Consider the following 24,863-nt stretch of genomic DNA (forward strand, 5'->3'; position numbering starts at 1 on the left):
CCAGAAACCATAAAGCTTGTCCATTTATTACTTTCTGCCGGTTTCGGTGGATAAGACCTCCTGTTTCACACATTCAATCTGTTGATTTAGATACATTTAAAATCAAATCAAGCAGGTACATTTTCATTTTTTACCACCATCAGCCAGGCCACAGCGCTTTTCAAATTTTTCAAAAAACCAAGACAATTCATTCATTTAAATCATCCTATCGAAAACAGGGCAAATAGAGTAGAATTCTATACGCGATGGTGGTTTTTCAGAATTATTTTCTACTATCTGTATTGCGGCAACCACTAAAAGGCCATTTCGCCAAACCAAATCTATATCTCGTTTTTAATCAAATAATAGGAGTACTTTATGAGCGATTTGAATACCCTGTTTCAACAAATCAAACAGCGTGATCCCGAACAGGCCACCTTCCACCAAGCCGTAGAAGAAGTTTTCGGCAGCCTTGCTCCTTTCCTCTCTAAAAACCCTCAATACACCAAACACAACCTGCTCGCCCGTATCGTGGAGCCAGAGCGCGTGATTATGTTCCGCGTTTCCTGGGTAGACGATAAAGGCCAAGTGCAGGTAAACCGCGGCTACCGTGTGCAAATGAACTCCGCCATTGGCCCCTATAAAGGTGGCCTGCGCTTCCACCCCACCGTAAACCTTGGTGTACTCAAATTCCTGGCCTTCGAACAAGTGTTTAAAAACGGCCTAACCACCCTGCCCATGGGCGGTGGTAAAGGCGGCTCTGATTTCGACCCCAAGGGCAAGAGTGAGGGTGAAGTGATGCGCTTTTGCCAAGCCTTCATGACTGAGCTTGCCCGCCACATCGGCGCCGATCTAGATATACCCGCCGGCGACATCGGCGTGGGCGCACGCGAAATCGGCTATCTCTACGGCCAATACAAACGCGTGCGCAACGAATTCACCTCCGTGCTCACCGGCAAAGGTTTGAGCTACGGCGGCAGCCTGATCCGCCCCGAAGCTACCGGCTACGGCACCGTGTATTTCACCGAAAGCATGCTCAAAACCCGCAAAGACAGCATCAAAGGCAAACGCGTGGTAATCTCCGGCTCCGGCAACGTGGCGCAATTCGCCGCCCAAAAAGCCCTGCAGCTGGGCGCAAAAGTGCTCACCGTGTCCGATTCCGGCGGCTTCGTCAAATTTGCCGACGGCGGCATGACCGAAGCCCAATGGCAAGCATTGGCCGAACTGAAAAACGTACGCCGCGAACGCCTTTCCGTGTACGCCAAAGAGCAAGGTTTGGAATACCACGAAGGCAAACGCCCGTGGCACGTGCCCTGCGACGTGGCCCTGCCCTGCGCCACCCAGAACGAGCTCAACGGCGAAGAAGCCCAAGCCCTGCTGAAAAACGGCTGCATCTGCGTAGCAGAAGGTGCCAATATGCCCTCCACCCTGGATGCGGTTAAAGCCTTTGTAGACGCGAAAATCCTCTACTCTCCGGGCAAAGCCAGCAACGCCGGCGGTGTAGCCACTTCCGGCCTAGAAATGAGCCAGAACGCCATCCGACTCTCTTGGAGCAGCGAGGAAGTGGACAAACGCCTGTTTGAGATCATGAGCAACATCCACGAAAACTGTGTGTCTAACGGAACAGAAAACGGCTACACTAACTACGTGAACGGCGCCAACATCGCCGGCTTCAAGAAAGTGGCCGATGCCATGCTGGCTCAAGGCGTGGTGTAAACTAATCTGTAGTAAGTGCCGCCAGCAAACCACGCTGTTTCTTATTGATGGAAACAGCGTGGTTTGCTTGATTGCTCAAGGTAGGCCAATAATAAAGGCTACCTGAAATTGGCACCGTGCTTATCACGAGACAAAATTTCAGGTAGCCTCCCCACTCTGTTGCACCCATCACTCAAGCAATCACTCTACCAACTTCAATAAAATTATTTTTGCTTGGTGTAAGTGATTGGTTTAGAAATCCATACACCATCCGGCCACAAAGCCTTACATTTTGCCATCTTTTTTTTACCATCAAAATACATTATATTGTACGAGTTTCACTCGCCAAACACATTATCTTGTGTTGCTTACTCAAAATCAGGATGGGAAAATGAACGATACCGTTAATCTCAAAGTTACCAAGCGCGACGGCCGTTTGGAGCCGATCGACCTCGATAAAATCCACCGCGTCGTTACCTGGGCAGCACAAGGCCTCGACAACGTATCCGTGTCGCAAGTCGAGCTCAAATCCCATATCCAGTTTTACAACGGCATACGTACCGACGATATCCACGAAACCATCATCAAGGCCGCTGCCGACCTGATTTCTGAAGACACCCCAGACTACCAATACCTGGCTGCCCGCCTCGCCATTTTCCACCTGCGCAAAATCGCCTATGGCGAGTTTGAGCCGCCGCACCTGTTCGACCACGTCAGCAAGCTGACCGCCGAAGGCAAATACGACCGCCACATCCTCGAAGACTACAGCCGCGAAGAGTTTGACGAGATCAACGACTATATCGACCATGCCCGCGATATGACCTTCTCCTATGCCGCCGTGAAGCAGCTAGAAGGCAAATATCTGGTGCAAAACCGCGTCACCCGCCAGATTTATGAAACCCCGCAGTTCCTGTATATCTTGGTGGCCATGTGCCTGTTTGCCAAATATCCCAAAGCCACCCGCTTGGATTACGTCAAACGCTTCTACGACGCGGTTTCCCTGTTCAAAATTTCGCTGCCCACCCCCATCATGAGCGGTGTGCGCACCCCCACGCGCCAATTCTCCAGCTGCGTGCTGATCGAGTGCGACGACAGCTTAGACTCCATCAACGCCACCACCAGCGCGATTGTGAAATACGTTTCCCAACGTGCCGGCATCGGCATCAACGCCGGCCGCATCCGCGGCCTGGGCAGCGAAATCCGTGGCGGCGAAGCCCAGCACACCGGCTGCATTCCGTTTTTCAAAATGTTCCAAGCCGCGGTTAAATCCTGCTCGCAAGGCGGCGTGCGCGGCGGTGCGGCCACCCTGTTCTATCCGCTGTGGCACATCGAAGTGGAAAGCCTGTTGGTATTGAAAAACAACCGCGGCGTGGAAGATAACCGTGTGCGCCAGCTCGACTACGGCGTACAAATCAACCGCCTGCTCTATACCCGCCTGATTAAAGGCGGCAACATCACCCTGTTCTCGCCCAACGAAGTACCCGGCTTGTACGATGCCTTCTTCGCCGATCAAGACGAATTCGAGCGCCTGTATGTGCAATACGAGCAAGACCCTGCCATCCGCAAACGTGTGGTACCCGCCACCGAGCTGTTCTCCACCCTGATGCAGGAACGCGCCGGTACCGGCCGCATCTACATCCACAACGTAGACCACAGCAATACCCACAGCCCGTTTGATCCCGCCGTGGCTCCCGTGCGCCAGTCCAACCTGTGCCTGGAAATCGCCCTGCCTACCAAGCCGCTAAATGACATTAACGACGAAAACGGCGAAATCGCTCTCTGTACCCTGTCTGCCTTCAACCTAGGCGCCTTGGAAAACTTAGACGAGCTGGAAAACCTTTCCGACCTCGCCGTACGCGCGCTCGATGCCCTGCTCGACTACCAAGACTACCCTATCCCCGCCGCCCGCAAAGCCACCATGAACCGCCGCACCCTAGGCATCGGCGTGATCAACTACGCCTATTACCTGGCCAAGCATGGCGTGCGCTACAGCAACGATTCCGCCCTCGCCCTTACCCACCGCACCTTCGAAGCCATGCAGTACTACCTGCTCAAAGCTTCCGTGCAGCTGGCCAAAGAATACGGTGCCTGCCCCTTGTTCGGCCAAACCATGTACGCCAAAGGCGTACTGCCCATCGACACCTACAAAAAAGACCTCGACAGCATCTGCAGCGAGCCCCTGCACTACGACTGGGAAGAGCTGCGCGCCGAAATCGTCCAGCACGGCCTGCGCAACTCCACCCTCACCGCGCTCATGCCCAGCGAAACCAGCTCGCAAATCGCCAATGCCACCAACGGCATCGAACCCCCGCGCGGCCTGGTCAGCGTAAAAGCCTCCAAAGACGGCATCCTCAAACAAGTCGTGCCCGAATTCGAGCGCTTTAAAAACCAATACGAAACCCTGTGGCAAATGGGTGGCAACGACGGCTACCTGAAATTGGTCGGCATCATGCAGAAATTCGTCGATCAAGCCATTTCCGCCAACACCAGCTACGATCCCAAACGCTTCGACGGCGGCCGCGTACCCATGAAGCAGATGCTCAAAGACCTGCTCACCGCCTACAAATTCGGCCTGAAAACCCTCTACTACCACCACACCCGCGACGGTGCGGACGATACGCAGAGCGATATTCAGGACGACGGCTGCGCCGGTGGTGCTTGTAAGATTTAAAGTAAGTTAAGTTTAATTGCTTATATATTGAAGGCTTTCAATTTTGAAGGCCTTAGCTAAAAGCAATAAAGCTTAGGCCTTTTTTAAAGAAAGCCTATCAAATTATTACCTATTATATTGGTGATTTTATGGTAGATTTTTTTAAGAAATGGTTTCATCAAATGTTTTTATCGAAAACAACTTTTCTAATATTATGTAAGACAATATGTATTCTAGTTATTACTTTTTTTGTGTATTCTTCTTTTACATTACTCATTGAAAAAGCAGATAGTTTTGAATTGAAATTTGGTGAAACACAACTTAACTATATAAGTAAATAAGCCTTCCTGTATTTACTTTAAATACAATAGCTAAAAAATTTTAAAAGTGATTATTATGTCCTGCGAACACCTAGTCATGTCATACAGCACCTTTTCCAAAAACAAAAACGACGCGCTCAAAGAGCCGATGTTTTTCGGCCAGCCCGTAAACGTAGCCCGCTACGACCAGCAGAAATACGAAGTATTTGAAAAACTGATTGAAAAACAGCTTTCTTTCTTCTGGCGGCCGGAAGAGATTGACGTATCGCGCGACCGCATCGACTACGCCAACCTGCCCGACCACGAAAAACACATCTTCATTAGCAATCTGAAATACCAAACCCTGCTCGATTCCATCCAAGGCCGCAGCCCCAACGTAGCCCTGCTGCCCTTGGTGTCTATTCCCGAGCTCGAAACCTGGATTGAAACCTGGAGCTTCAGCGAAACCATCCATTCGCGCAGCTACACCCACATCATCCGCAACATTGTCAACGATCCCTCCATCGTGTTCGACGATATCGTGCAAAACGAATACATCATCGCCCGCGCCGAAGATATCGCCTGCTACTACGACGACCTCATCGAATACACTCAGTATTACAACCTGCTGGGTGAAGGCGAGCACCGCGTGAACGGCAAAACCATCGTGGTGAGCCTGCGCGACTTGAAGAAAAAACTCTACCTCTGCCTAATGTGCGTCAACGTGCTCGAAGCCATCCGCTTCTACGTTTCCTTCGCCTGTTCCTTCGCCTTTGCCGAGCGCGAGCTGATGGAAGGCAACGCCAAAATCATCAAACTGATCGCCCGCGACGAAGCCCTGCACCTCACCAGCACCCAGCACATGCTCAATCTGATGCGCAGCGGCACCGACGACCCCGAAATGGCCGAAATCGCTGCCGAGCTGGAAAACGACTGCTTCGAGCTCTTCAAAAAAGCCGCCGAGCAAGAAAAAGAGTGGGCGGAATACCTCTTCAAAGACGGCAGCATGATCGGCCTGAACAAAGACATCCTGTGCCAATATGTGGAATACATCACCAACCACCGCATGATGGCCGTCGGTCTGAACGCCGCCTTCCCCGCCGCCACGCAAAACCCCATCCCCTGGATCAATGCTTGGCTTTCTTCCGACAACGTTCAGGTAGCCCCGCAGGAAGTGGAAATCTCCTCCTACCTGATCGGCCAAATCGACGCCGAAGTGAGCGCCGACGACCTGGGCGACTTTGAACTGTAATCTCATCCCAAATCCAGCCAAAAGGCTACCTGAAAATCGCCCAACTGATTTTCAGGTAGCCTTTGAGCTTGAAACCGCGTGTTAAAATAAAGCAGGTTAACGTTCGATACCCAGCAGCCAGCCACAGCCAATTCACGCACAGCAAAACAAACCAACTGTTTGCAGAAATTACCCTGCAATCAACCCATAATAAAACCCAACTGCTACACCGCCATGCCCACCGCCAGCCAAATCGAAGCCCTCCTGCCGCAAACCCAATGCCGCCAATGCGGCTACGACGGCTGCGCCCCCTATGCCCAAGCCATCGCCCAAGGCCAAGCCCCCATCAACCTCTGCCCGCCCGGCGGCGACATCGTGCTGCACGAACTCGCCGAGCTGCTGCACACCCCGCCGCTGCCCCTGGCCCAGCCCGAAAAAGCCGCCGTAAAAGCCCTGGCCTATATCGATGAAGCCGCTTGCATCGGCTGCACCGCCTGCATCAAAGCCTGCCCCGTCGATGCCATCCTCGGTGCCTCCAAACTCATGCACACCGTGCTGACCGACGAATGCACCGGCTGCGGCCTCTGCCTGCCGCCCTGCCCTGTGGACTGCATCGAGATGCAGCCCGTGGCCGATGCCGTATTGCCCCGTGCTGGCTCCCAAGCACGGCCCGAGCAAGCCCGCCGCGCCGCCGCCGCACACGCCAAACAACGCTTCCAACACCACAAGCAGCGCCAACAGCGTGCCTCTACCGAACGCCAAGCCCACCTTGCCCAAACTCCCCCGCCTGCCCAGCCGGCAGCAACCCCTACCAAACCAAATAATCCCGCCGCACCCGCTTTCAACCCGGCCGACCTCATCGCCCGTGCCATGGCCGGTGCCCAAGCCCGGCAAAACCAGCGCACCGTGCCCAGCAACCACGACAGCTTCCGCCAACAACAAATCGCCGCCGCCCAACAACAAGCCGCCCACCGCCGCGCCCTGAAACACATCCGCTACGGCAACGAAGCCGAACAAGCCGCCGCCAAAGACTACCTCCGCCAACTTAAAGCCGAAGAAGAAGCCCAATCTCAAAACTGATCCATTGCAGCCATCAAACAAAAAGGCTACCTGAAAATCCTCAACAGCAATTTTCAGGTAGCCTTTTGTTGCTTTTCAACGCCAGCTTAAGCCGGCCAATTTAGCCGTTTATTTACCGGCCATCCGGTTGATAATCTTCTCGCCACGCAGCTGGTGCAGCACCGCCATGGCGATGTGCCCGAAAGCCAGTACAAACAGCAAATACGCCAGTTTGCCATGCGCCGCGTTACCCAGTTGCGTCATCCACTCGATAGGCTGCTCGATTTTATGCATCACCGTGATGCCGAACACTTCCAAATCGCCGCGCGCAGAGCCGTATTGGCGAATCATCGCCACAATCGGCACAGCCGCCATCAACACATACAGCGCGGCATGCCCCAGCTTCACCGCCAAGCTGCCGTGCGGGCGGTTGCGCCAATTTGCCAGCGCCCAAACCAGGCGCAAGGCCACCAAAACCAGCAGAAGGAAGCCCACCGATTTGTGGTAGCTTATCAAGCTGTAGTATTTTTCGTTAATATTCCACATGACCGCCGTGCACAGCATAAAGGCAAACATGGCCGTCATCAGCCAATGGAAGAAACGGCTGAGGGTGCCGTAGTATTGTGGTGTGTCTTTCATTCTTATTTCCTTTTTTAAATTTTTAAAAACCGAAAAGTAGCGGATTATAACGGATTAAATGAACTTTTGATACCAAGCAGCAAGCCGTAGACAATACACGGCTATTTAACGCATGCTGAATTCTGTTTTATGCACCAATAAAGGCTACCTGAAACGCAACGCAGCAAAGTTTCTGCGAAGCTAAATTTTCAGGTAGCCTTTTGATTGCTGGCTTATTTGCCAAACAACGCCACCACCATCTCGGCCTGTTCCTCGGTAAACGCGGGTTCGCCGAGGCGAGCGGCTACGGTGTATTCGTTGGCAAACTGCTGCCGGGCGGATACCGCCCGCCATTCTTTCAGGCGGGCGGTTTTGCCCTGTTTGAGTTTGGCGACAACTTGCAGAGCGGTTTGTTTGCGGGTAGGCATGACAGAAAATACTGTTTGAATAGCAGGATAGGTTTTTCAGGTAGCCTTGATTGTGTTTTAGGCTATCTGAAAACCAGATTACTTAGTGAGCAATTCCAAAGCCTCGCGGTATTTGGCCAAGGTCTTTTCGATAACCTCGGCGGGCACGGTGGGAGCAGGAGGTTGTTTGTTCCAGCCGCTTTGTTCGAGCCAGTCGCGGATGAATTGTTTGTCGAATGAAGGCGGGTTGCTGCCTGCTTGGTATTGGTCGGCAGGCCAGAAGCGGCTGGAATCGGGGGTGAGCACTTCATCCATCAGGGTGAGTGTGCCGTTTTCGTCCAGGCCGAATTCGAATTTGGTGTCGCAGATAATGATGCCGCGTGTGCGGGCGTATTCTGCGGCTTCGCTATAAAGGGCGATGGCTTTGCGGCGCACTTCTTCAGCCCGCTCCCGGCCGATGATGCTGGCGCACTCGTCAAAGCCGATATTGATATCGTGATTGCCCACTGCGGCTTTAGTGGACGGGGTGAAGATGATTTCGGGCAGCTGCTCGGCTTCGCGCAGGTTTTCAGGTAGCCTGATGCCGCATACGGCGCCGGTTTGGCGGTACTCTTTCCAGCCGCTGCCAGCCAAATAACCGCGCACGATGGCTTCGATTTTCAAAGGTTCGAGCCGTTTGGCTACCACGGTGCGTTTTTCCAGCGCGGCGGCCACGTCGTGCGGCAATACGTCGTATACGGTTTGGCCGGTGAAGTGGTTAGGCATGATGTGCGAGAGCTTGCCAAACCAGAAATTGGAAATCTGAGTGAGGATTTCGCCTTTGCCGGGAATGGGTTCGTTCAAGATCACATCGAAGGCGGAGAGGCGGTCGGAGGCAACGATGAGCATGCTGCGGCTGTCGATTTCATACAAATCGCGCACTTTGCCGGAATAGATTTTTTTCAGCGGAATGGTGGTCATGATGGATTGTCGGGCGGGTGGTCGGAAAGTCGGTATTCTAGTCCAATTGCCGCACGGAAAAAACAGCAGCGTGGAAATATCATGCCCGAAGGCGGCAAAACAGTTGCCGAACTGCATTTTATGCTTGAGAATGCTGCCCGCATCAGCAGGCTACCTGAAAGCGCAAACCTCAACGCGGTTTAGAATGAAATCGAAGCGCTTATTTTTCAGGTAGCCTCCCCTTCCATCCCTCATTTAAGGAAACATCATGAGCAATCTGATTATTGAAGACATCGAAACCGGCAGCGGCAAAGCCGCTGAAAAAGGCAAGCGGATTTCCGTACACTACAGCGGCTACCTCACCGACGGCAGCAAATTCGACTCCAGCCTCGACCGCGGCCAACCGCTCACCATCATCCTGGGCGTGGGCCAGGTCATCCGTGGCTGGGACGAAGGCTTCGGCGGCATGCGCGAAGGCGGCAAACGCAAGCTCACCATCCCGCCGGAAATGGGCTACGGCGCCGGCGGCGCCGGCGGTGTGATTCCACCGAATGCTACTTTGATTTTTGAAGTGGAACTGCTGAAGGTGCACGATTAAGCGGTTCACCTACTCAAAAGAGAAAAAGGTTACCTGAAAACCAGAAATAAGTTTTTAGGTGACCTTTTTATTTACCAACATATTGCTGTTACAACTGCCAGAAGACGATTGAGGTACTATATGCAGTTACTATTAAGCGGTAGTTCAACACACGCCCGCGATACGATCACCAACGAATGTTTGAACCACCCCAACGACCCCTGCCACTTGTTCCGCTGCCACACCATTGTGAACGGCGTGAACATTCGATCCAAACACCTCAACACCACCCGCGCCATCGGCAAAATCAAAGAAAATCATGCTCAAACGCGTGGTATAGCGGATTACCTTGAACCAGTACGGCCTTGGCCAGCCTAGCCGTACTAGCTGTACCGCCCGAGGCCATGCTTTCTCCTGATTTAACTAATCCCCTACTAATAAAACCATGCCTTACCGCCCACAGCCGGCACTCAAACACGCCGCAAGCAACTTTAACATTCCGGTTTTCAGGTAGCCTCTTCCTTCCATCTTTCCTGTTTCATCAACAGCTCACTATCCCTCCAGCACCCACTCTCTGCCGCCAGCCCACACCCATCCCGCCGAGCCTGCTGCAAAAGGGATTTTTCTTATTGACGTTCCCCATATCGGGTCGTATTATTCAGCCGTTATACCGGCGTTTGGCAAACTTCCAGCAACATTTCTGCCGCTACCTGGTAAACCCCTGAAACTCAACGAAAGGCCGGGCTGATTCCAGAATCTTAGCGACAGAAAGAACAACCTTTTCAGGTAGCCGGCTTCGAGTTTTTATCATATTCCTCTCCCCGGCCATTCCACCGCTCCAGATTCTCCATTCTCCCCCTTTCCAAACAAACACTTTCCTGCGCCAAGCGCAATCAGGCTGCCGGCAAAAGGCTACCTGAAAATGCTTATTCCGAATCGCCATACTCATTTTTAGCCGCCCGCCGTGTGGCGATTCGGAATCGGCATTCGCTGCAGATAGGATAAAGGCTGCCCGCCTAGGCAAGCGGCCTGATAAGCAAGCGTGCTGCTCTTCAAACCTTCACCTTAATAAGGATCTTGCCATGATGAAAGAACAAAGTAGTTTGTCCTACCTATACGGTACCAACGTCCCGTATATTGAAGATTTGTACGAAGCCTATCTGAGCTCCCCTGATTCCGTGGACAGCCAATGGCGGCAGTATTTCGACCAAGTGGCCGCCATGCCCGGCAGCACCCCGAAAGATGTGGCGCACCGCCCGATTCAGGAAGCCTTTGCCAACTTGGCACAGCAGCGCGGCGGCGCAGCCGCAGGCAGCGTGGATTTCGCCGCCATGCAGAAGCAAGTGGCCGTGTTGAGCTTGATTTCCGCCTACCGCTCCTTGGGCAACCGCGCCGCCGACCTCAACCCGCTCGACCGCACCCATATCAGACAACTGCCCGAGCTCGATCCCAAAACCTACGGCCTGTCCGATGCCGACATGAACACTCCTTTCCATGTCGGCACCGATCTTTCAGGTAGCCCCAAGCTGCCCTTGGCCGAAATCATCCGCCATCTGAAACAGATCTATTGCGGCCCCTTGGCGCTGGAATACATGCACATTCCCGACACCGCCGAGCGCGAATGGTTGCAGGCACGTTTGGAAGCCAACGGTGCACGCCCGCAATTTGATGCCGACACCAAACGCCGCATCCTCAAAGAAATCACCGCCGCCGAAACCATGGAGCGCTATCTGCACACCCGTTATGTGGGCCAGAAACGCTTCTCGCTCGAAGGCGGCGAAAGCACCGTGCCTGCGCTGAACCATCTGATTCGCGCCTCCACCGAAAAAGGCGTGCAGGAAATCGTAATCGGCATGGCACACCGCGGCCGCTTGAACGTGTTGGTAAACACCATGGGCAAAGCCCCACAAGCTATTTTCGACGAGTTCGAAGGCAAAGTGGACGCCAAATTCCCCAGCGGCGACGTGAAATACCACATGGGCTTCAGCTCCGATGTGCCCACCCCGCACGGCCCGGTGCACCTGTCTTTGGCCTACAATCCCTCACACTTGGAAATCACTAATCCTGTGATTGAAGGCTCCGTACGCGCCCGCCAAGACCACCGCGGTGCTGAAGGCCGTAAACAAGTGCTGCCCATCCTCACCCACGGCGACTCTGCCTTCATCGGCTTGGGCGTGAACCAATCCACCTTCAATATGTCGCAAACCCGCGGCTACAGCACCGGCGGCACCATCCACTTCGTGATCAACAACCAAGTGGGCTTCACCACTTCCGACCCGCGCGACACCCGCTCTACTCTGTATTGCACCGACATCGCCAAGATGGTGAGCGCGCCGATTCTGCACGTGAACGGCGACGACCCGGAAGCCGTGTGCCACGCCGCCCAAATCGCGCTGGACTACCGCACTACCTTCCAGAAAGACATCGTGATCGATTTGGTGTGCTACCGCAAACTCGGCCACAACGAAGGCGACGATCCTACCCTGACCCAGCCCTTGATGTACAAACAAGTGGCCGCACACCCCGGCTCCCGCGCCGTGTATGCCGAGCAGCTGATTAAAGAAGGCGTAGTGACTAAGGAAGAAGCCGAAAAACTCATCAGCAACTACCGCGCCGCGATGGATAAAGGCGACCGCATCCAGGAAATCCTGCCCGAACAGAAACGCGAACACGCTGTGGATTGGAGCAAATACCAGCCCATCAGCTGGCGCACTCCGGTGAAAACTGCTCTGCCTGCTGCCGAAATCAAACGCCTGGCCGACCGCTTCACCACCATCCCGGCCGATGTGAAGCTGCACAATACCGTGAGCAAAATCATCGACAACCGCAAATCCATGGCTGTTGGCGAGCAACCTATTGACTGGGGTATGGCCGAAACCATCGCCTATGCCAGCCTGCTCGAAGCCGGCCACGATATCCGTATTTCCGGCGAAGACTCCGGCCGCGGCACCTTCTCGCACCGCCACGCCGTACTGCACAACCAAAACCGTACCGAACGCACCGGCGGCGTGTATATCCCGCTGCAACACATCGGCGAAAAACAAGGCCGCTTCAACGTAATCGATTCCATCCTGAACGAAGAAGCCGTGATGGCCTACGAATACGGCTATGCCTCCTCCGCGCCGGAAGACCTGGTGATTTGGGAGGCCCAGTTCGGCGACTTCGCCAACGGCGCGCAAATCGCCATCGACCAATTCATTACCTCCGGCGAAACCAAATGGGGACGCTGGTGCGGCCTCACCGTTATCCTGCCGCACGGCTATGACGGCCAAGGCCCGGAGCACTCTTCCGCCCGCGTAGAACGCTGGCTGCAACTGTGTGCCGAAGAAAACATCCAAGTGCTGATGATGTCTGAAGCATCACAGATGTTCCACGCCCTGCGCCGCCAGATTCTGCGCCCCTACCGCAAACCGCTGGTGATTTTCATGTCCAAACGCCTGCTGCGCCTCAAAGACGCCTGCAGCCCGCTGGCTAACTTCACCGACGGCGAATTCCGCCTTGTGATCGGCGACACCGTACAAGGCCGCGATCAAGACGTGAAACGCGTGATTCTGTGTGCCGGCCAGGTGTACTACGATTTGGCCAAAGCCCGCGCCGACAAAGGCTTGGAAAAAGACATCGCCATCGTTCGTGTCGAGCAGCTCTATCCCTTCCCCTACGAAGAAGTGGCTGCCGAGCTCAAACGCTTCCCGAACGCCACTGAAATCATGTGGGCACAGGAAGAGCCGAAAAACCAAGGCGCTTGGTACCAAATCCGCCACCGTCTGGAAAAAGTGCTCGGCGCCAACCAGCGCCTCACCACCGCCAGCCGTCCGGCCAGCGCCTCGCCCGCCGTCGGCTATGCCGTAAAACACAAAGCCGGTTTGGAAGGCCTGCTTGAAGACGCGATGAAGCTCTAAAGCACTAAAAGGCTACCTGAAACATGCCCAACCGTTTTCAGGTAGCCTCCTCAGAACACGATTTACCTATTTTTCATTTCACCCAAAGGATAAAACCATGATTATCGAAATCACCGTACCCCCGCTGCCGGAAAGCGTTACCGAAGCCACCCTGATGAGCTGGCACAAGAAGGTGGGCGACTATGTGAACCGCGACGAAAACCTGATCGACCTCGAAACCGACAAGGTTGTGCTCGAACTGCCCGCCCAGCAGGCCGGTGTGATTGTGGAAATCATCGAACAAGACGGCGCCACCGTTACCGCCGGCCAGCTGTTGGCTAAAATCGACACCGAAGCCAAAGCAGCAGAAGCCGCCCCGGCTGCCGCCCAAGCCCCTGCTGCGGAGCCAGCAGGTCATGTGGCCGCCGCAGGCGCGCAAGCCGGCGTGGCCATGCCTGCCGCCGCCAAACTGGCTGCCGAAAAAGGCGTGGACGTATCCGGCGTGCAAGGTTCCGGCCGCGACGGCCGCGTGCTGAAAGAAGACGTGGCCGCCATGCCTGCCGCCGCACCCAAAGCCGCTGCCGCCCCGGCCGTGGCCGTACCGCTGGGCGACCGCGTGGAACAACGCGTACCGATGAGCCGCCTGCGCCAGCGCGTGGCCGAACGCCTGTTGCAATCCCAATCGCAAAACGCCATCCTCACCACGTTCAACGAGGTGAACATGAAGCCGATTATGGATTTGCGCGCCAAATACAAAGATAAGTTCGAGAAACAATATGGCGTGAAACTGGGCTTCATGTCCTTCTTTGTGAAAGCCGCCGTGGCCGCGCTGAAGAAATTCCCCGCCGTGAACGCTTCGATTGACGGCAACGACATCGTTTACCACGGCTACTTCGACATCGGTATCGCCGTGGGCAGCCCGCGTGGCCTGGTGGTGCCGATCCTGCGCAACGTGGATCAGATGAGCATCGCCGACATCGAATTGGCCATCGTTGACTACGCCAACAAAGCCAAGAGCGGCAAAATCGCCATCGAAGACCTCACCGGCGGTACCTTCTCCATCACCAACGGCGGCACCTTCGGCTCGATGATGTCCACCCCCATCATCAACCCGCCGCAATCCGCCATCTTGGGTATGCACGCCACCAAAGAACGCGCCGTGGTGGAAAACGGTCAAGTAGTGGTGCGCCCGATGATGTATCTGGCTCTCTCCTACGACCACCGCATCATCGACGGCCGTGAAGCCGTGCTCACTTTGGTTACCATCAAAGAAGCCCTCGAAGACCCGGCTCGCCTGATTTTGGAAATCTAACGGTTTCTAAAATCTAAGCACTTAACAACATCAGGCTACCTGAAAACCTTTTTTTCAGGTAGCCTTACTCTTTTGCCACATCAAACACACCAAAGGCTACCTGAAACTTTCAGGTATAGTGAATTAACAAAAACCAGTACAGCGTTGGCTCGCCTTGCCGTAACGTGTGTACTGTCTGCGGCTCGCCGCCTTGTCCTGATTTTTGTTAATCCACTATAGCCCCAACCAAACACCATGACCAATACCACAACCGTCCACCTCTACACCGACGGCGCCTGCAAAGGCAATCCCGGCCCCGGCGGCTGGGGCGTGCTGCTGCGCTACGGCCGCCATGAAAAAGAACTCTACGGCGGCGAAGCCGATACCACCAACAACCGCATGGAGCTCACCGCCGTTATCCGCGGCCTCGAAGCCCTCAACCGCCCCTGCCAAGTAACCATTCACACCGACTCCCAATACGTGAAAAACGGCATGGAAAGCTGGATACACGGCTGGAAGAAAAACGGCTGGAAAACTTCCGCCAAACAACCCGTGAAAAACGCCGAACTGTGGCAGCAGCTCGACCAGCAAGTCGCCCGCCACCAAGTATCCTGGCAATGGGTGAAAGGCCATGCCGGCCACCCCGAAAACGAACGCGCCGACCAGCTGGCTAATCAAGGCGCCGCCAATATATCCAATGAACAACAATAAATGCCAATAATCAAATTATTGGCACAAAATTACCCATCGCCAGCCGTCCCTTCCAGCAGTTGGCGTTCCGCCCGCCATCTGATAGAATGGCAACCCATACAGTCAATCAAAACGCAGCTTCCGATTCTGCGTTTGATTGGCTAAAAATTTGAGTTCACAAGCCGCCGGCACCAGGCGGCTTGCATTTTTATGTAAAAACGGCTGCCCCGCAGCCCTTGTGGAGAAAATCATGCAAAAGATTCCATTAACCGTACGCGGCGCCGAAATGCTCAAGCAAGAATTGCAGCATCTTAAAAGCGTCGAGCGCCCCGCCATTATCGAAGCCATCGCTGAAGCCCGCACCCACGGCGATTTGTCTGAAAATGCCGAATACGAAGCCGCCAAAGAAAAACAAGGCTTCATCGAAGGCCGCATTTCCGAGCTGGAAAACAAGCTCTCCGTAGCCCACATCATCGACCCCACCGAAATCCACGCCGAAGGCAAAATCGTATTCGGCTGCACCGTAGTGCTGGAAGACTTGGAAAACGAAACCCAAGTGCGCTACCAAATCGTTGGCGACGACGAAGCCGATATTAAAGAAAACAAAATCTCCATCAGCTCGCCCATTTCCCGCGCCCTTATCGGCAAAGAAGAAGGTGACGTTGCCGAAGTGCAGGCGCCTGGCGGCATCAGAGAATACGAAGTTATCGAAGTGCTGTATATCTAGTAGGCAAGGGCGAAATGAACCAAGATTTCAATCCCTATCAGGCCCCGCAAAGCCAAGAATATCTGCCGCAACACGCAGATAGCTGCTGGCGCGAAGGCAAACGCGTCTTTCTACCCGAAGGCGCAGACCTGCCCCACCGCTGCATCCGCTGCGGTGAAGCAGCTGAACCGCAGCAGCAGCCGCGAAAACTGTATTGGTATCATCCCGCTTGGAATCTGTTGCTTATCCCGATTTTATTCGTTTCCTGGCCAATTGCACTGATTATTACCCTGATTATTCGCAAAGCTATCCCTGTCCACCCCGCCTTTTGCCCACAGCACCAAAAACAGATGCGCTGGCTGTTTCGGGGCGTGCCCGCCATTATATTTGCGCTGTTATCGTTGCCGCTGATAACACTGGTCGTTCCGGCTTTAAATGATACCCTTTCCCAAGACTTCACGATTATGTGGTACTTCAGTATCATCGCTTTCTGCCTTATCTTCGCCATCGCCACTTCGCCCCTGCGCCCGCGTCTGGTAAAAATTACCGAAGAGTACAGCATCCTCAAAGGCTTCGGCCGAGGCTTTATCGGCACCCTATCGGAAAAATACGAACCCAACAGCCGCCACCAAGGTATAATATGCTAAGATACAATGATTATTCTCTTAAAATACAGTAAACTATTTTCAGCTAGCCTCTTCAAAGCTGAAGGCTACCTGAAAAGCAAAAGGCTATCTGACTGAATAATCAGGTAGCCATTTCCAATACTGCTTCATCGCTATACATCGATTCAAAACAAAATACCTAGTTCAGGCAGCCCCCCTGCCAATTCCGGCAACCATCCGTTTGCAGCAAAAGACACTGCCCGATTGCCCGCCACAATAAAGTGATCCAGCAATCGTACCTCCAGCAGCGCTAACGCCTGTTGCAGTTGGCGGGTGAAGGCCAAATCTGCCGCCGAAGGCTCGGCCGAACCGCCAGGGTGATTGTGTGCGATAATCAGCGAAGCAGCATGGTGTTGCAAGGCCAGCTGGGCCACTTCTCGAATATACACTGTGTTTTCCGCTACTGTGCCACGCGACAATTCTTTAAATGCAATCAGCCGGTTGCTGCTGCTCAACAATAATGCCACACTCACTTCCACCGGCTCATGCGCCAGTTGCAACACCAGATAATCCGCTACCGCCTCCGGAGAAGTGAAGGCTGGCGTGGCACGCATTTCTTCCGCCAACAGCCTTCGCCCGATTTCTCGCACTACAGCAAATTGGCAATACGCCGCCTCACCCATACCCTTGTGCATCGTCAGCTCGGCGACGGGTGCGGAAAACAGGCGGTTGAGCGAACCGAACTCCTGCAGCAGATAACGAGCCAAATCCACTGCGCTCATCCCCTGTATGCCCATCCGTAGCAGGATAGCCAGCAGTTCCGCATCGCTCAACGCTCCTGCACCACGATGCAGCAGCTTCTCACGCGGCCGCTCGTTTTCCGGCCAATGCTTGATCCCCATCTTAACTTCCCTTTTCATGTGTTTCGTTAAATGCAGAATTATACAGGAGCAGCGAGGTGCCAAAGCTTATAAACAATTCCGCCGAAGCAAGCCGGCAGCGCATATAATTTGACCTGCCTCATAAAAAGAACTTTACTCATCCACCGCTTGCGTAAAAAGGTTGGAAAAAGCCGTGCCAAACAGCTACAATTCGCCACCTTTCTCAGTTTTCGGCCGCCCGTGCGGAAAGCATCCCACTAAGCAAGGCTACCTGAAAAAGTTTGAACAAAAATAATCGGAGTAAAAAACTATGGCAACCAAAGGACAAATGTTACAAGATCCTTTTTTAAACGCACTGCGTAAAGAACATGTACCGGTATCCATTTATTTGGTGAACGGCATCAAACTGCAAGGCCAGGTAGAGTCGTTTGACCAATATGTGGTACTGCTGCGCAACACCTCGGTAACGCAAATGGTGTACAAACACGCGATTTCCACCATTGTTCCGGCACGCGCCGTGAGCCTGCAGCCACCCGCAGATCAGAAACCTGCAGCCGAAGCCGAGCAATAAGTAGGCATCCCCAGCGCACTGGCTGTTGCTCACAGGCAGTGCGTTTTTGCTTATCCATACACCGCCCGCATCTATTGCCCACGCAGGCGGCTTGAAAGAACTCTATTATGTCCCAAACCATCGCCCTCATCGGCGCCATGCCGCCAGAAATCGAGCTGCTCAAAGAAAATCTACAAAATCTGCGCAATGAGCATGTGGCCGATTTCGAAATTTATTGTGGCGAATATGCTGGTAAAAACGTCGTACTGGCCTTAAGCGGCATCGGCAAAGTGAATGCTGCGCTCAGTACCGCCTTGGTGCTGCAACGCCACCAACCGGATTTCGTCATCAACACCGGCAGCGCCGGCGGCTTGGGTGGCGAACTGAAAGTGGGCGACGTAGTAATCGGCACGCAAACCGCGCATCATGATGTGGACGTTACCGCTTTCGGCTACGCCGTCGGTCATGTACCGCGTATGCCTGCACGCTTTGAATCCGACCCCACCCTGTGCGCTGCTGCCGAACAAGCTGCTACTGCATTCGATCACGCTGCAGTACACCGCGGTTTAATCGTGAGTGGCGACCAATTCGTGCACAGCAACGAATCCGTGGCTGAAGTGCGCCGCCATTTTATCGACGTACAGGCAGTAGAAATGGAAGCTGCCGCCATCGCTCAGAGCTGCCACCGCTTCGGCGTGCCGTTTGTGGTTATCCGTGCCATTTCCGATCTCGCCGACGAAGAAGCCGACACCAGCTTCGAAACCTTTTTAAAGACTGCTTCCGTGCATTCCGCCAAAATGGTGCTGCAGCTGATTGCCGCGCTTTAAGGCTACCTGAAAAATGAATCTGCCGCTTTACAGCCAACCCGCTTTGATTGCCGTTGGCGCCGCTCTCGGCGCCTTGTTGCGCTGGCAGCTGGGTTTGCGTTTCAATCCGCTGTTTGCCCAATTTGCTTTTGGCACCTGGCTAGCCAATCTGCTCGGCTGCCTGCTGACCGGTGCGGTATTGGGCTTGCTGTTGGGCGGCAGGCCGCTTGCCCAGCCGCTGCAAAATGCACTGACAGTGGGCTTTCTCGGCAGTCTCACCACCTTTTCCGCGCTTTCCAGCGAGGTGTCCGACCGCCTGCTGCACAAAGACTGGCTGCATGCCGGCCTGATTCTGTCGCTGCACACCATATGCGGCATCGCCGCCACCCTGCTGGCCGCTGCTGCCGTGCAGCGCTTAATCTGAAGCTAAATTACAGATTTTTATTGTTTATCTACCGAAACTGAAAACATCATGAACTTATCTCATCTCCTCAACCGCGAAGCCGAACAAGCCTTTGCCGCTGCCGGTATCGAAGGCGCGCCGGTAGTGTTGCAGCCGGCTAAAAACCCCGAATTCGGCGATTTCCAAATTAACGGCGTGATGGGCGCGGCCAAACAGCGCAAACAAAACCCGCGTGAGCTGGCGCAGAAAGTGGCTGAAGCGCTGGCCGGCAACGAACTGATTGCCTCCGCCGAAGTGGCCGGCCCCGGCTTCATCAACTTGCGCCTGAACCCGCAGTTTTTAGCCAAGCAAGTGCACGCTGCCCTGCAAAGCAGCCGCCTCGGCGTGGCACAGGCCGCCGCACCGCAAACCATCATAATTGACTACTCCTCGCCCAACCTGGCCAAAGAAATGCACGTCGGCCACCTGCGCTCCAGCATCATCGGCGACAGCCTCAACCGCGTCCACTCCTTCCTCGGCCACCATGTGATTGCGCAAAACCACGTGGGCGACTGGGGTACCCAATTCGGCATGTTAGTGGCCTATTTGGTGGAGCAGCAGGCACAAAACGAACATTTTGAACTGGCCGACTTGGAACAGTTCTACCGCAACGCCAAAGTGCGTTTCGATGAAGACCCGGCCTTTGCCGACACCGCGCGCGAATACGTGGTGAAACTGCAAGGCGGCGATGAAGCTGTGCTCGCACTGTGGCGGCAGTTTGTGGAAATATCGCTGCAACATGTCGAAAAAGTGTATGCCAAACTCGGCTTACTGCTCACCCGTGAAGACGTGGCTGGCGAATCCAAATACAACGACGACCTGCAACCCGTGGTGAACGACTTAATCGCCAAAGGCCTGGCCGTGGAAGACGACGGCGCGAAAGTGGTTTTCCTCGACGAGTTCAAAAACAAAGAAGGTGAACCTGCCGTTTACATCGTGCAGAAAAAAGGCGGCGGCTTCCTCTACTCCACCACCGATTTGGCCTGCATCCGCGATTACGTGGGCCGGCTCAAAGGCGACCGCCTGCTTTATGTGGTCGATCACCGCCAAGGCCTGCATTTCGGCCAACTATTTGCCACTTCCCGCCTGGCAGGCTACCTGCCCGAAAGCGTACAAGCTGAATTCATCGGCTTCGGCACCATGATGGGCAAAGACGGCAAACCTTTCAAGACCCGCAGCGGCGACACTGTGAAGCTGGTCGAACTGCTCGATGAAGCCGTAGAACGCGCCACCGCCCTCGTGAAAGAGAAAAATCCCGAGCTGGACAATGCCACCGCCGCCCAAATCGGCCGCAGCGTCGGCATCGGTGCCGTCAAATACGCCGATTTGAGCAAAAACCGCACCAGCGACTACATCTTCGATTGGGACAACATGCTCTCCTTCGAAGGCAACACCGCGCCCTATCTGCAATACGCCTACACCCGCGTGCAAAGCGTGCTGAAAAAAGCCGGCGAATGGAGCCAAACCGTACAACCCGTGCTCACCGAGCCTTTGGAATGCCAGCTCGCCACCGAGCTCTTGAAGTGTGAAGACGTGCTGCAAACCGTGGCCGACAGCTCTTACCCGCACTACCTCGCCGCCTACCTCTACCAAGTGGCCAGCCTGTTCTCCCGCTTCTACGAAGCCTGCCCCATCCTCAAAGCCGAAGGCAGCGCCCGCAACACCCGCCTGCAGCTGGCCACCCTCACCGGCCAAACCCTACAAACCGGCCTCAGCCTCTTGGGCATCGACACGCTGGAAGTGATGTAAGCCTTTATTGCCGCATGACAAACAGGCTATCTGAAAGTTTTGCTTTTCAGGTAGCCTATTGCTTTGCGTACGTTTATTTTCAGGTAGCCTTTCCCCTTACGGGATGTGGAGCATGCTTACGCGTTTTTAGCTTACCGCATGGCATTTGAAAAGGCTACCTGAAATTCAGCCAACCCCCCCTTCTGCCGCTGGCTTCCACCCAAACGCTTGCTATACAATGCCGACTTCGCGCAGTGTTTCGCACACACCATGGAACAACTCGAATTTTTCAGCATTCCCAGCCCCTGCATCGGCGTTTGTCAGGCCAATAGCAAGGGGTATTGCAAAGGCTGTTTGCGCAGCCGTAAGGAGCGGCTGTATTGGCTGAAGCTTACGGGTACGCAAAAACAGAACGTGTTGCGTCTGTGCCGTTTGCGTAAGTACAAGCTGTTGCAGTTGGCCGTTAAACAGCAGGCCGTTTCTATCGAGCTGCCGGAACAGATGGATTTCGATTTTTTCTAGGCCGCCATTTTCCCCATTCTTCTTTCTCTATTTATTGTTAAACATCAATCATGCTGGTTTTATCTGCTTTATCTTTTTCCCCTGCCTCTTGGACATGGCAGTTTCTCGCCTTGGCGGTGTTGTGCAGCGTGGCGGTTTCTGTTCTGCTGAAAATAGCACGCAAAAAAGGGGTTCACATTGAGCATGCGATTGCGGTGAATTATATTGTGGCCACGACCTGCTGCTGGTTTTTGCTTGCTCCGCCGTTGGATAGCTTGCGCGGGGCGGATATTGGCGGCTTGTGGCCGTTTTTGGCCTTGGGCGTGTTGTTGCCGAGCATTTTTGTGGTGATGGCACGGGCAGTGGAACAGGCGGGGATTGTGCGTTCGGATGCGGCGCAGCGGCTGTCGCTGGTGTTGCCGGTGTTGGCGGCTTTCCTGCTGTTTGGCGAACGGCTGAACAGTAATAAAATTATGAGCATTGTGCTGGCTTTCAGCGCGCTAGCGGCTTTGCTCTATAAGCCGGGAAAGGGCAAGCAGGATGGCGGGATGTTTTGGCTAGCGGGAGTATGGCTGGGCTTTGGGGTAATTGATATTTTGTTTAAGCAGTTATCCAAAACCGGGCAGGCGATGTCGCTGAATCTGTTTGCAGTCTTCGCACTGGCTTGTGTGCTGATGTGGGGTTATGTGTGGCGGCAGGGCAAACCGCTCAAAGCAGTGGATTTTGCCGGCGGGCTGCTGCTGGGATTGCTGAATTTCGGCAATATTCTGTTTTATATCAGGGCACACCATGCTTTTACCGGCGACCCAACCTTGGTATTTGCCGGCATGAACTTGGGCGTGATTGTGCTGGGTACGCTCACCGGCGCGCTGACATTTAAGGAGAAGATTTCGGCAGTGAACCAAGCCGGCATTGTGTTGGCACTCGCGGCGATTTACAGCCTGTTTTATTTGGATTGGCTGCTGGCGAAGCTGGGCATTGCGATGTAAGTTTCAGGTAGCCTTGATCGAAGCCGAAAGGCTACCTGAAAAACGATTCGGCTGTTTTGCCACGCCAATACAAAGGCTACCTAGAAAACAAATTTTTCAGGTAGCCTATTTCTTGTTTGTTTATTACAAGATTGCCGTTAGAACTGCCATGACATGCTACCTTTGATATTGCGCCCTACGCCGCTCACAGCTTCGCCAAGATAGGGGGCGTAGCGGCGGTTGAACAGGTTGTCCACGGTGATACGCAGAGTGAACTGTTCGTGGTACGGCGGCTGCCAAGCGGCAAATAGGCCGTGCAGGGCGTAGCCTTTGGATTTGGGTAGCGCCCAGTAGGCGGCCATTGGGTCGCCATCGGTGGGTGAACGGTCTTGGCGGCGGATAAATTCGCCTTTCCAGCCGAAGGTTAAACCCTGTGCGGGGAAGCGTACGCCAAGGGTGGCAGTAGCTTTGCGCGGAGGGATGTCAGCGAGCCAGGTATCTTGGTCATGCCAAGGGTTGCGTGGTGAGCCTTGGCGTTTACCACGCATGAAGGAATAAGTGAGGCCGGCAAACCAGTGGTCGGATTCGTAGTAGGCTTCAATTTCGCCACCGCGTATGGTGTAGCCCGGGAGGTTACGGTAGTTGGCAATGGGTTTGGCACAAACGCTGCTGGGGCGGTTAGGCAGCTGCTCTCGGCAGAAGATACCCCGGTTTTTGAAGATTTCGTCTTTCCCCCTGCTGTGGAACAAAGTGGTACGCAGTTGCAGGCTGTCTTGTTCGCGCAGCAGGTTTTGCCAACGCAGGATGCCGCCGAGGCGGAAGGAGGTGAGTCGCTCGGGCTCGAGATAGCGGCTGGTAGCAGAGGCACTGCTGGTGGCGGATTGCACTTCGTATTGTTCGTCAATTACAGGAGCGCGCCAAGTGCGGCTGGCGTTAGCAAATAGTAGGGCGTTGTCGTTGGGCTGCCAAGCGATGCCCAAAAACGGCGACCAGCTGCTGTAGGTTTTGCTGCGGTAGTCATGGCCGGCAGAAGGGGTGTTGTAGCCGCGTGCCACATTTGGCTCGCCTTGGTTATGGATGTGGTCGTAGCGCAGGGCGGGGGTGAACGTCCAGTTGCCAAGGCGGATTTCGTCTTGCACGTAAAAGCTGTTTTGTTGTTGCGTGCCGGCGGGCATGTAATAAGGCTGGAAACGGCCGTAGTTGAAATTGGCATTATTCCGCCGGCTCTTGTCGTACATCATCACTTCGCGCACGTGGCGGTTTGTTTGTAGGCCGAGAGTGAGGCGGTGTTGCATCAGGCCAGTACTGAAGTGGCTAATATTGCTGATGTCGAGCCCGGTATCTTGGTAGGCAGTGTGGCTTTCATTGCCCATGCTGCCGAGGAAGCCAGAACCAGCGTTTTCCGGGCGGGCGTCATCTTGCACGGTTTTTGTATGGTTGAGTTGCATGGTGAGATCGAATAACGGATTTTCGGGCATGTAGCGGTATTTGAGGGAATAGCTTTGGTCATCTTGGCGTCGATACACCAGTTTGCGTTTCCAAGCACCGTCTAAGCCATAGAGACGGATGTCGCGTTCGGATGGGCGGGCGAGCTCACCACGTTTGGCGGCAAAGGGCTCCCAAGCGTGATGGCGACCATACATGGCAGAAAGGGCAAAGTGGTGCTCGGGGGCGGGGCTGTAGTTACTTTTGATGAGGAAGCTTTGTTGGTTGTTGGCAGAATAGGCCAGGCGTTCGCCGTCGGGTTGTTGGATGTCATGGCCACGGCGTACGGAGGTGTAGAGCAAACCGTCCCAGCTTTGGTTGTTGTTTTGTAGGAAGACAGCGGTGCTGGTTTGCCATTGTTCATCGTTGGTGTGATAGCTGATTTTGACAAGGCCGCCCACATTTTGCCCTTCGCGCAAAAACTCCCGTGCATCTCGGCTTTCCAGCTTCACTGCGCCGCCGAAGCCACCGTTGCCGCGCGACACGTCAAATGAGCCCTTGTCTACCGTTACTTGGCGTAGCAGTTCCGGCTCGATAAACACCGAACCTTGGCGGTAGCGTTCGAAGTTTTTGGCAGCGCCGTCGATGGAGATTTTGATGTCTTCGTTGTCGCCAAAGCCCCAGATATTTAGGGTTTGCCCACCAGGGCGTGGCGAACCGGAGCTGCTGGTGCCAGGCAGCAGGTCAAGAAGGGAGGCAACATTGTCTGCTTGTTGTTGGTCGATATTTTCGCGGGTAAGGCGAGATTGACCGGCAAGGGTAGAAAGTGCACGCTGCCCCCGGATTTCGATCACGGGCAATACGGCACTATCGCTGTTTTTACCGGCCGCCTGAGTAGGCACAGCAATGAAACCGAATATAGCTGGCAGGCACAGGGC

At 54.4% G+C, this 24,863-nt stretch carries 21 protein-coding genes and 1 pseudogene; 17 read left to right on the plus strand and 5 right to left on the minus strand.

The genetic code is table 11. The annotated features are described in order from the left end of the window. Positions 1-357 precede the first annotated feature (357 nt). The 4 genes from gdhA to EZJ17_RS05235 all read left to right on the plus strand — a co-directional run bounded on the left by gdhA (position 358) and on the right by EZJ17_RS05235 (position 6,934). Positions 358-1,695, plus strand: a complete 1,338-nt coding sequence (gene gdhA / locus EZJ17_RS05220; RefSeq protein WP_067444847.1) for an NADP-specific glutamate dehydrogenase — start codon at positions 358-360, stop codon at positions 1,693-1,695. Between the two features lie 370 nt (positions 1,696-2,065). After that, positions 2,066-4,345, plus strand: a complete 2,280-nt coding sequence (gene nrdA / locus EZJ17_RS05225) for a class 1a ribonucleoside-diphosphate reductase subunit alpha (protein ID WP_067438797.1) — start codon at positions 2,066-2,068, stop codon at positions 4,343-4,345. 396 nt (positions 4,346-4,741) lie between these two features. Further along, the gene (gene nrdB / locus EZJ17_RS05230; protein WP_067438794.1) at positions 4,742-5,875 is read left to right on the plus strand and encodes a class Ia ribonucleoside-diphosphate reductase subunit beta; all 1,134 of its coding nucleotides are present in this window, start codon (positions 4,742-4,744) and stop codon (positions 5,873-5,875) included. Between the two features lie 213 nt (positions 5,876-6,088). Next, positions 6,089-6,934 (plus strand): RnfABCDGE type electron transport complex subunit B, encoded by an 846-nt coding sequence (locus EZJ17_RS05235; protein WP_067438791.1) that lies wholly within the window; start codon positions 6,089-6,091, stop codon positions 6,932-6,934. A 108-nt stretch (positions 6,935-7,042) separates the two neighbouring features. Here the strand turns inward: EZJ17_RS05235 and EZJ17_RS05240 are convergent, their stop codons facing one another. The 3 genes from EZJ17_RS05240 to EZJ17_RS05250 all read right to left on the minus strand — a co-directional run bounded on the left by EZJ17_RS05240 (position 7,043) and on the right by EZJ17_RS05250 (position 8,898). Further along, complete coding sequence (locus EZJ17_RS05240; protein WP_082886414.1) at positions 7,043-7,552, minus strand: cytochrome b; 510 nt, start codon at positions 7,550-7,552, stop codon at positions 7,043-7,045. Between the two features lie 212 nt (positions 7,553-7,764). Further along, positions 7,765-7,959, minus strand: a complete 195-nt coding sequence (locus tag EZJ17_RS05245; protein ID WP_067438788.1) for a cyanate hydratase — start codon at positions 7,957-7,959, stop codon at positions 7,765-7,767. A gap of 78 nt (positions 7,960-8,037) precedes the next feature. Beyond that, positions 8,038-8,898: a phosphoribosylaminoimidazolesuccinocarboxamide synthase gene (locus EZJ17_RS05250; protein WP_067438785.1), complete on the minus strand. Its 861-nt coding sequence runs from the start codon at positions 8,896-8,898 to the stop codon at positions 8,038-8,040. 247 nt (positions 8,899-9,145) lie between these two features. Between EZJ17_RS05250 and EZJ17_RS05255 the strand changes: the two genes are divergently transcribed. The 7 genes and pseudogenes from EZJ17_RS05255 (at position 9,146) to EZJ17_RS05285 (ending at position 16,666) form a co-directional block, all read left to right on the plus strand. Next, positions 9,146-9,475, plus strand: coding sequence for an FKBP-type peptidyl-prolyl cis-trans isomerase (locus EZJ17_RS05255; protein ID WP_067438782.1), 330 nt, complete (start codon positions 9,146-9,148; stop codon positions 9,473-9,475). 153 nt (positions 9,476-9,628) lie between these two features. Next, a pseudogene (gene sdhB / locus EZJ17_RS05260) lies at positions 9,629-9,794 on the plus strand (succinate dehydrogenase iron-sulfur subunit); the annotation flags it as partial. Between the two features lie 742 nt (positions 9,795-10,536). Continuing rightward, a complete protein-coding gene (locus tag EZJ17_RS05265) occupies positions 10,537-13,353 on the plus strand; it encodes a 2-oxoglutarate dehydrogenase E1 component (RefSeq protein ID WP_067438777.1) in 2,817 nt (938 codons plus the stop codon). A gap of 97 nt (positions 13,354-13,450) precedes the next feature. Continuing rightward, complete coding sequence (gene odhB / locus EZJ17_RS05270; protein WP_067438775.1) at positions 13,451-14,644, plus strand: 2-oxoglutarate dehydrogenase complex dihydrolipoyllysine-residue succinyltransferase; 1,194 nt, start codon at positions 13,451-13,453, stop codon at positions 14,642-14,644. Between the two features lie 234 nt (positions 14,645-14,878). Next, positions 14,879-15,334 carry a ribonuclease HI gene (gene rnhA, locus EZJ17_RS05275; RefSeq protein WP_049258353.1) on the plus strand — a complete coding sequence of 152 codons (456 nt, stop codon included), beginning with the start codon at positions 14,879-14,881 and terminating at the stop codon, positions 15,332-15,334. A 229-nt stretch (positions 15,335-15,563) separates the two neighbouring features. Beyond that, positions 15,564-16,040: a transcription elongation factor GreA gene (gene greA / locus EZJ17_RS05280; RefSeq protein ID WP_067438771.1), complete on the plus strand. Its 477-nt coding sequence runs from the start codon at positions 15,564-15,566 to the stop codon at positions 16,038-16,040. A 14-nt stretch (positions 16,041-16,054) separates the two neighbouring features. Next, entirely contained in the window at positions 16,055-16,666 is a 612-nt protein-coding gene (locus EZJ17_RS05285) for a hypothetical protein (protein WP_067438768.1), read from the plus strand. Between the two features lie 143 nt (positions 16,667-16,809). Here the strand turns inward: EZJ17_RS05285 and radC are convergent, their stop codons facing one another. Further along, positions 16,810-17,526, minus strand: coding sequence for a RadC family protein (radC, locus tag EZJ17_RS05290; RefSeq protein ID WP_151086260.1), 717 nt, complete (start codon positions 17,524-17,526; stop codon positions 16,810-16,812). Between the two features lie 289 nt (positions 17,527-17,815). Here radC and hfq point away from each other — a divergent pair, with 289 nt between their 5' ends. The 6 genes from hfq (at position 17,816) to EZJ17_RS05320 (ending at position 22,521) form a co-directional block, all read left to right on the plus strand. Then, entirely contained in the window at positions 17,816-18,076 is a 261-nt protein-coding gene (gene hfq / locus EZJ17_RS05295) for an RNA chaperone Hfq (protein WP_067438763.1), read from the plus strand. Positions 18,077-18,180: 104 nt separating this feature from the next. Continuing rightward, entirely contained in the window at positions 18,181-18,882 is a 702-nt protein-coding gene (locus EZJ17_RS05300; protein ID WP_167508195.1) for a 5'-methylthioadenosine/adenosylhomocysteine nucleosidase, read from the plus strand. Positions 18,883-18,895: 13 nt separating this feature from the next. Then, positions 18,896-19,285 carry a fluoride efflux transporter FluC gene (locus tag EZJ17_RS05305; RefSeq protein ID WP_067438757.1) on the plus strand — a complete coding sequence of 130 codons (390 nt, stop codon included), beginning with the start codon at positions 18,896-18,898 and terminating at the stop codon, positions 19,283-19,285. 48 nt (positions 19,286-19,333) lie between these two features. Further along, a complete protein-coding gene (argS, locus tag EZJ17_RS05310) occupies positions 19,334-21,052 on the plus strand; it encodes an arginine--tRNA ligase (protein WP_067438754.1) in 1,719 nt (572 codons plus the stop codon). Positions 21,053-21,301: 249 nt separating this feature from the next. Further along, positions 21,302-21,553 carry a DUF1289 domain-containing protein gene (locus tag EZJ17_RS05315; RefSeq protein ID WP_067438751.1) on the plus strand — a complete coding sequence of 84 codons (252 nt, stop codon included), beginning with the start codon at positions 21,302-21,304 and terminating at the stop codon, positions 21,551-21,553. Between the two features lie 50 nt (positions 21,554-21,603). Next, on the plus strand, positions 21,604-22,521 hold the full coding sequence (locus EZJ17_RS05320; protein WP_067444848.1) for an EamA family transporter: 918 nt from the start codon (positions 21,604-21,606) through the stop codon (positions 22,519-22,521). Between the two features lie 137 nt (positions 22,522-22,658). Here EZJ17_RS05320 and EZJ17_RS05325 read toward each other — a convergent pair whose 3' ends face one another. Next, positions 22,659-24,827, minus strand: coding sequence for a TonB-dependent hemoglobin/transferrin/lactoferrin family receptor (locus EZJ17_RS05325; RefSeq protein WP_231868148.1), 2,169 nt, complete (start codon positions 24,825-24,827; stop codon positions 22,659-22,661). Positions 24,828-24,863 lie beyond the last annotated feature (36 nt).

The organism is Eikenella exigua (assembly GCF_008805035.1).
GTDB lineage: Bacteria > Pseudomonadota > Gammaproteobacteria > Burkholderiales > Neisseriaceae > Eikenella > Eikenella exigua.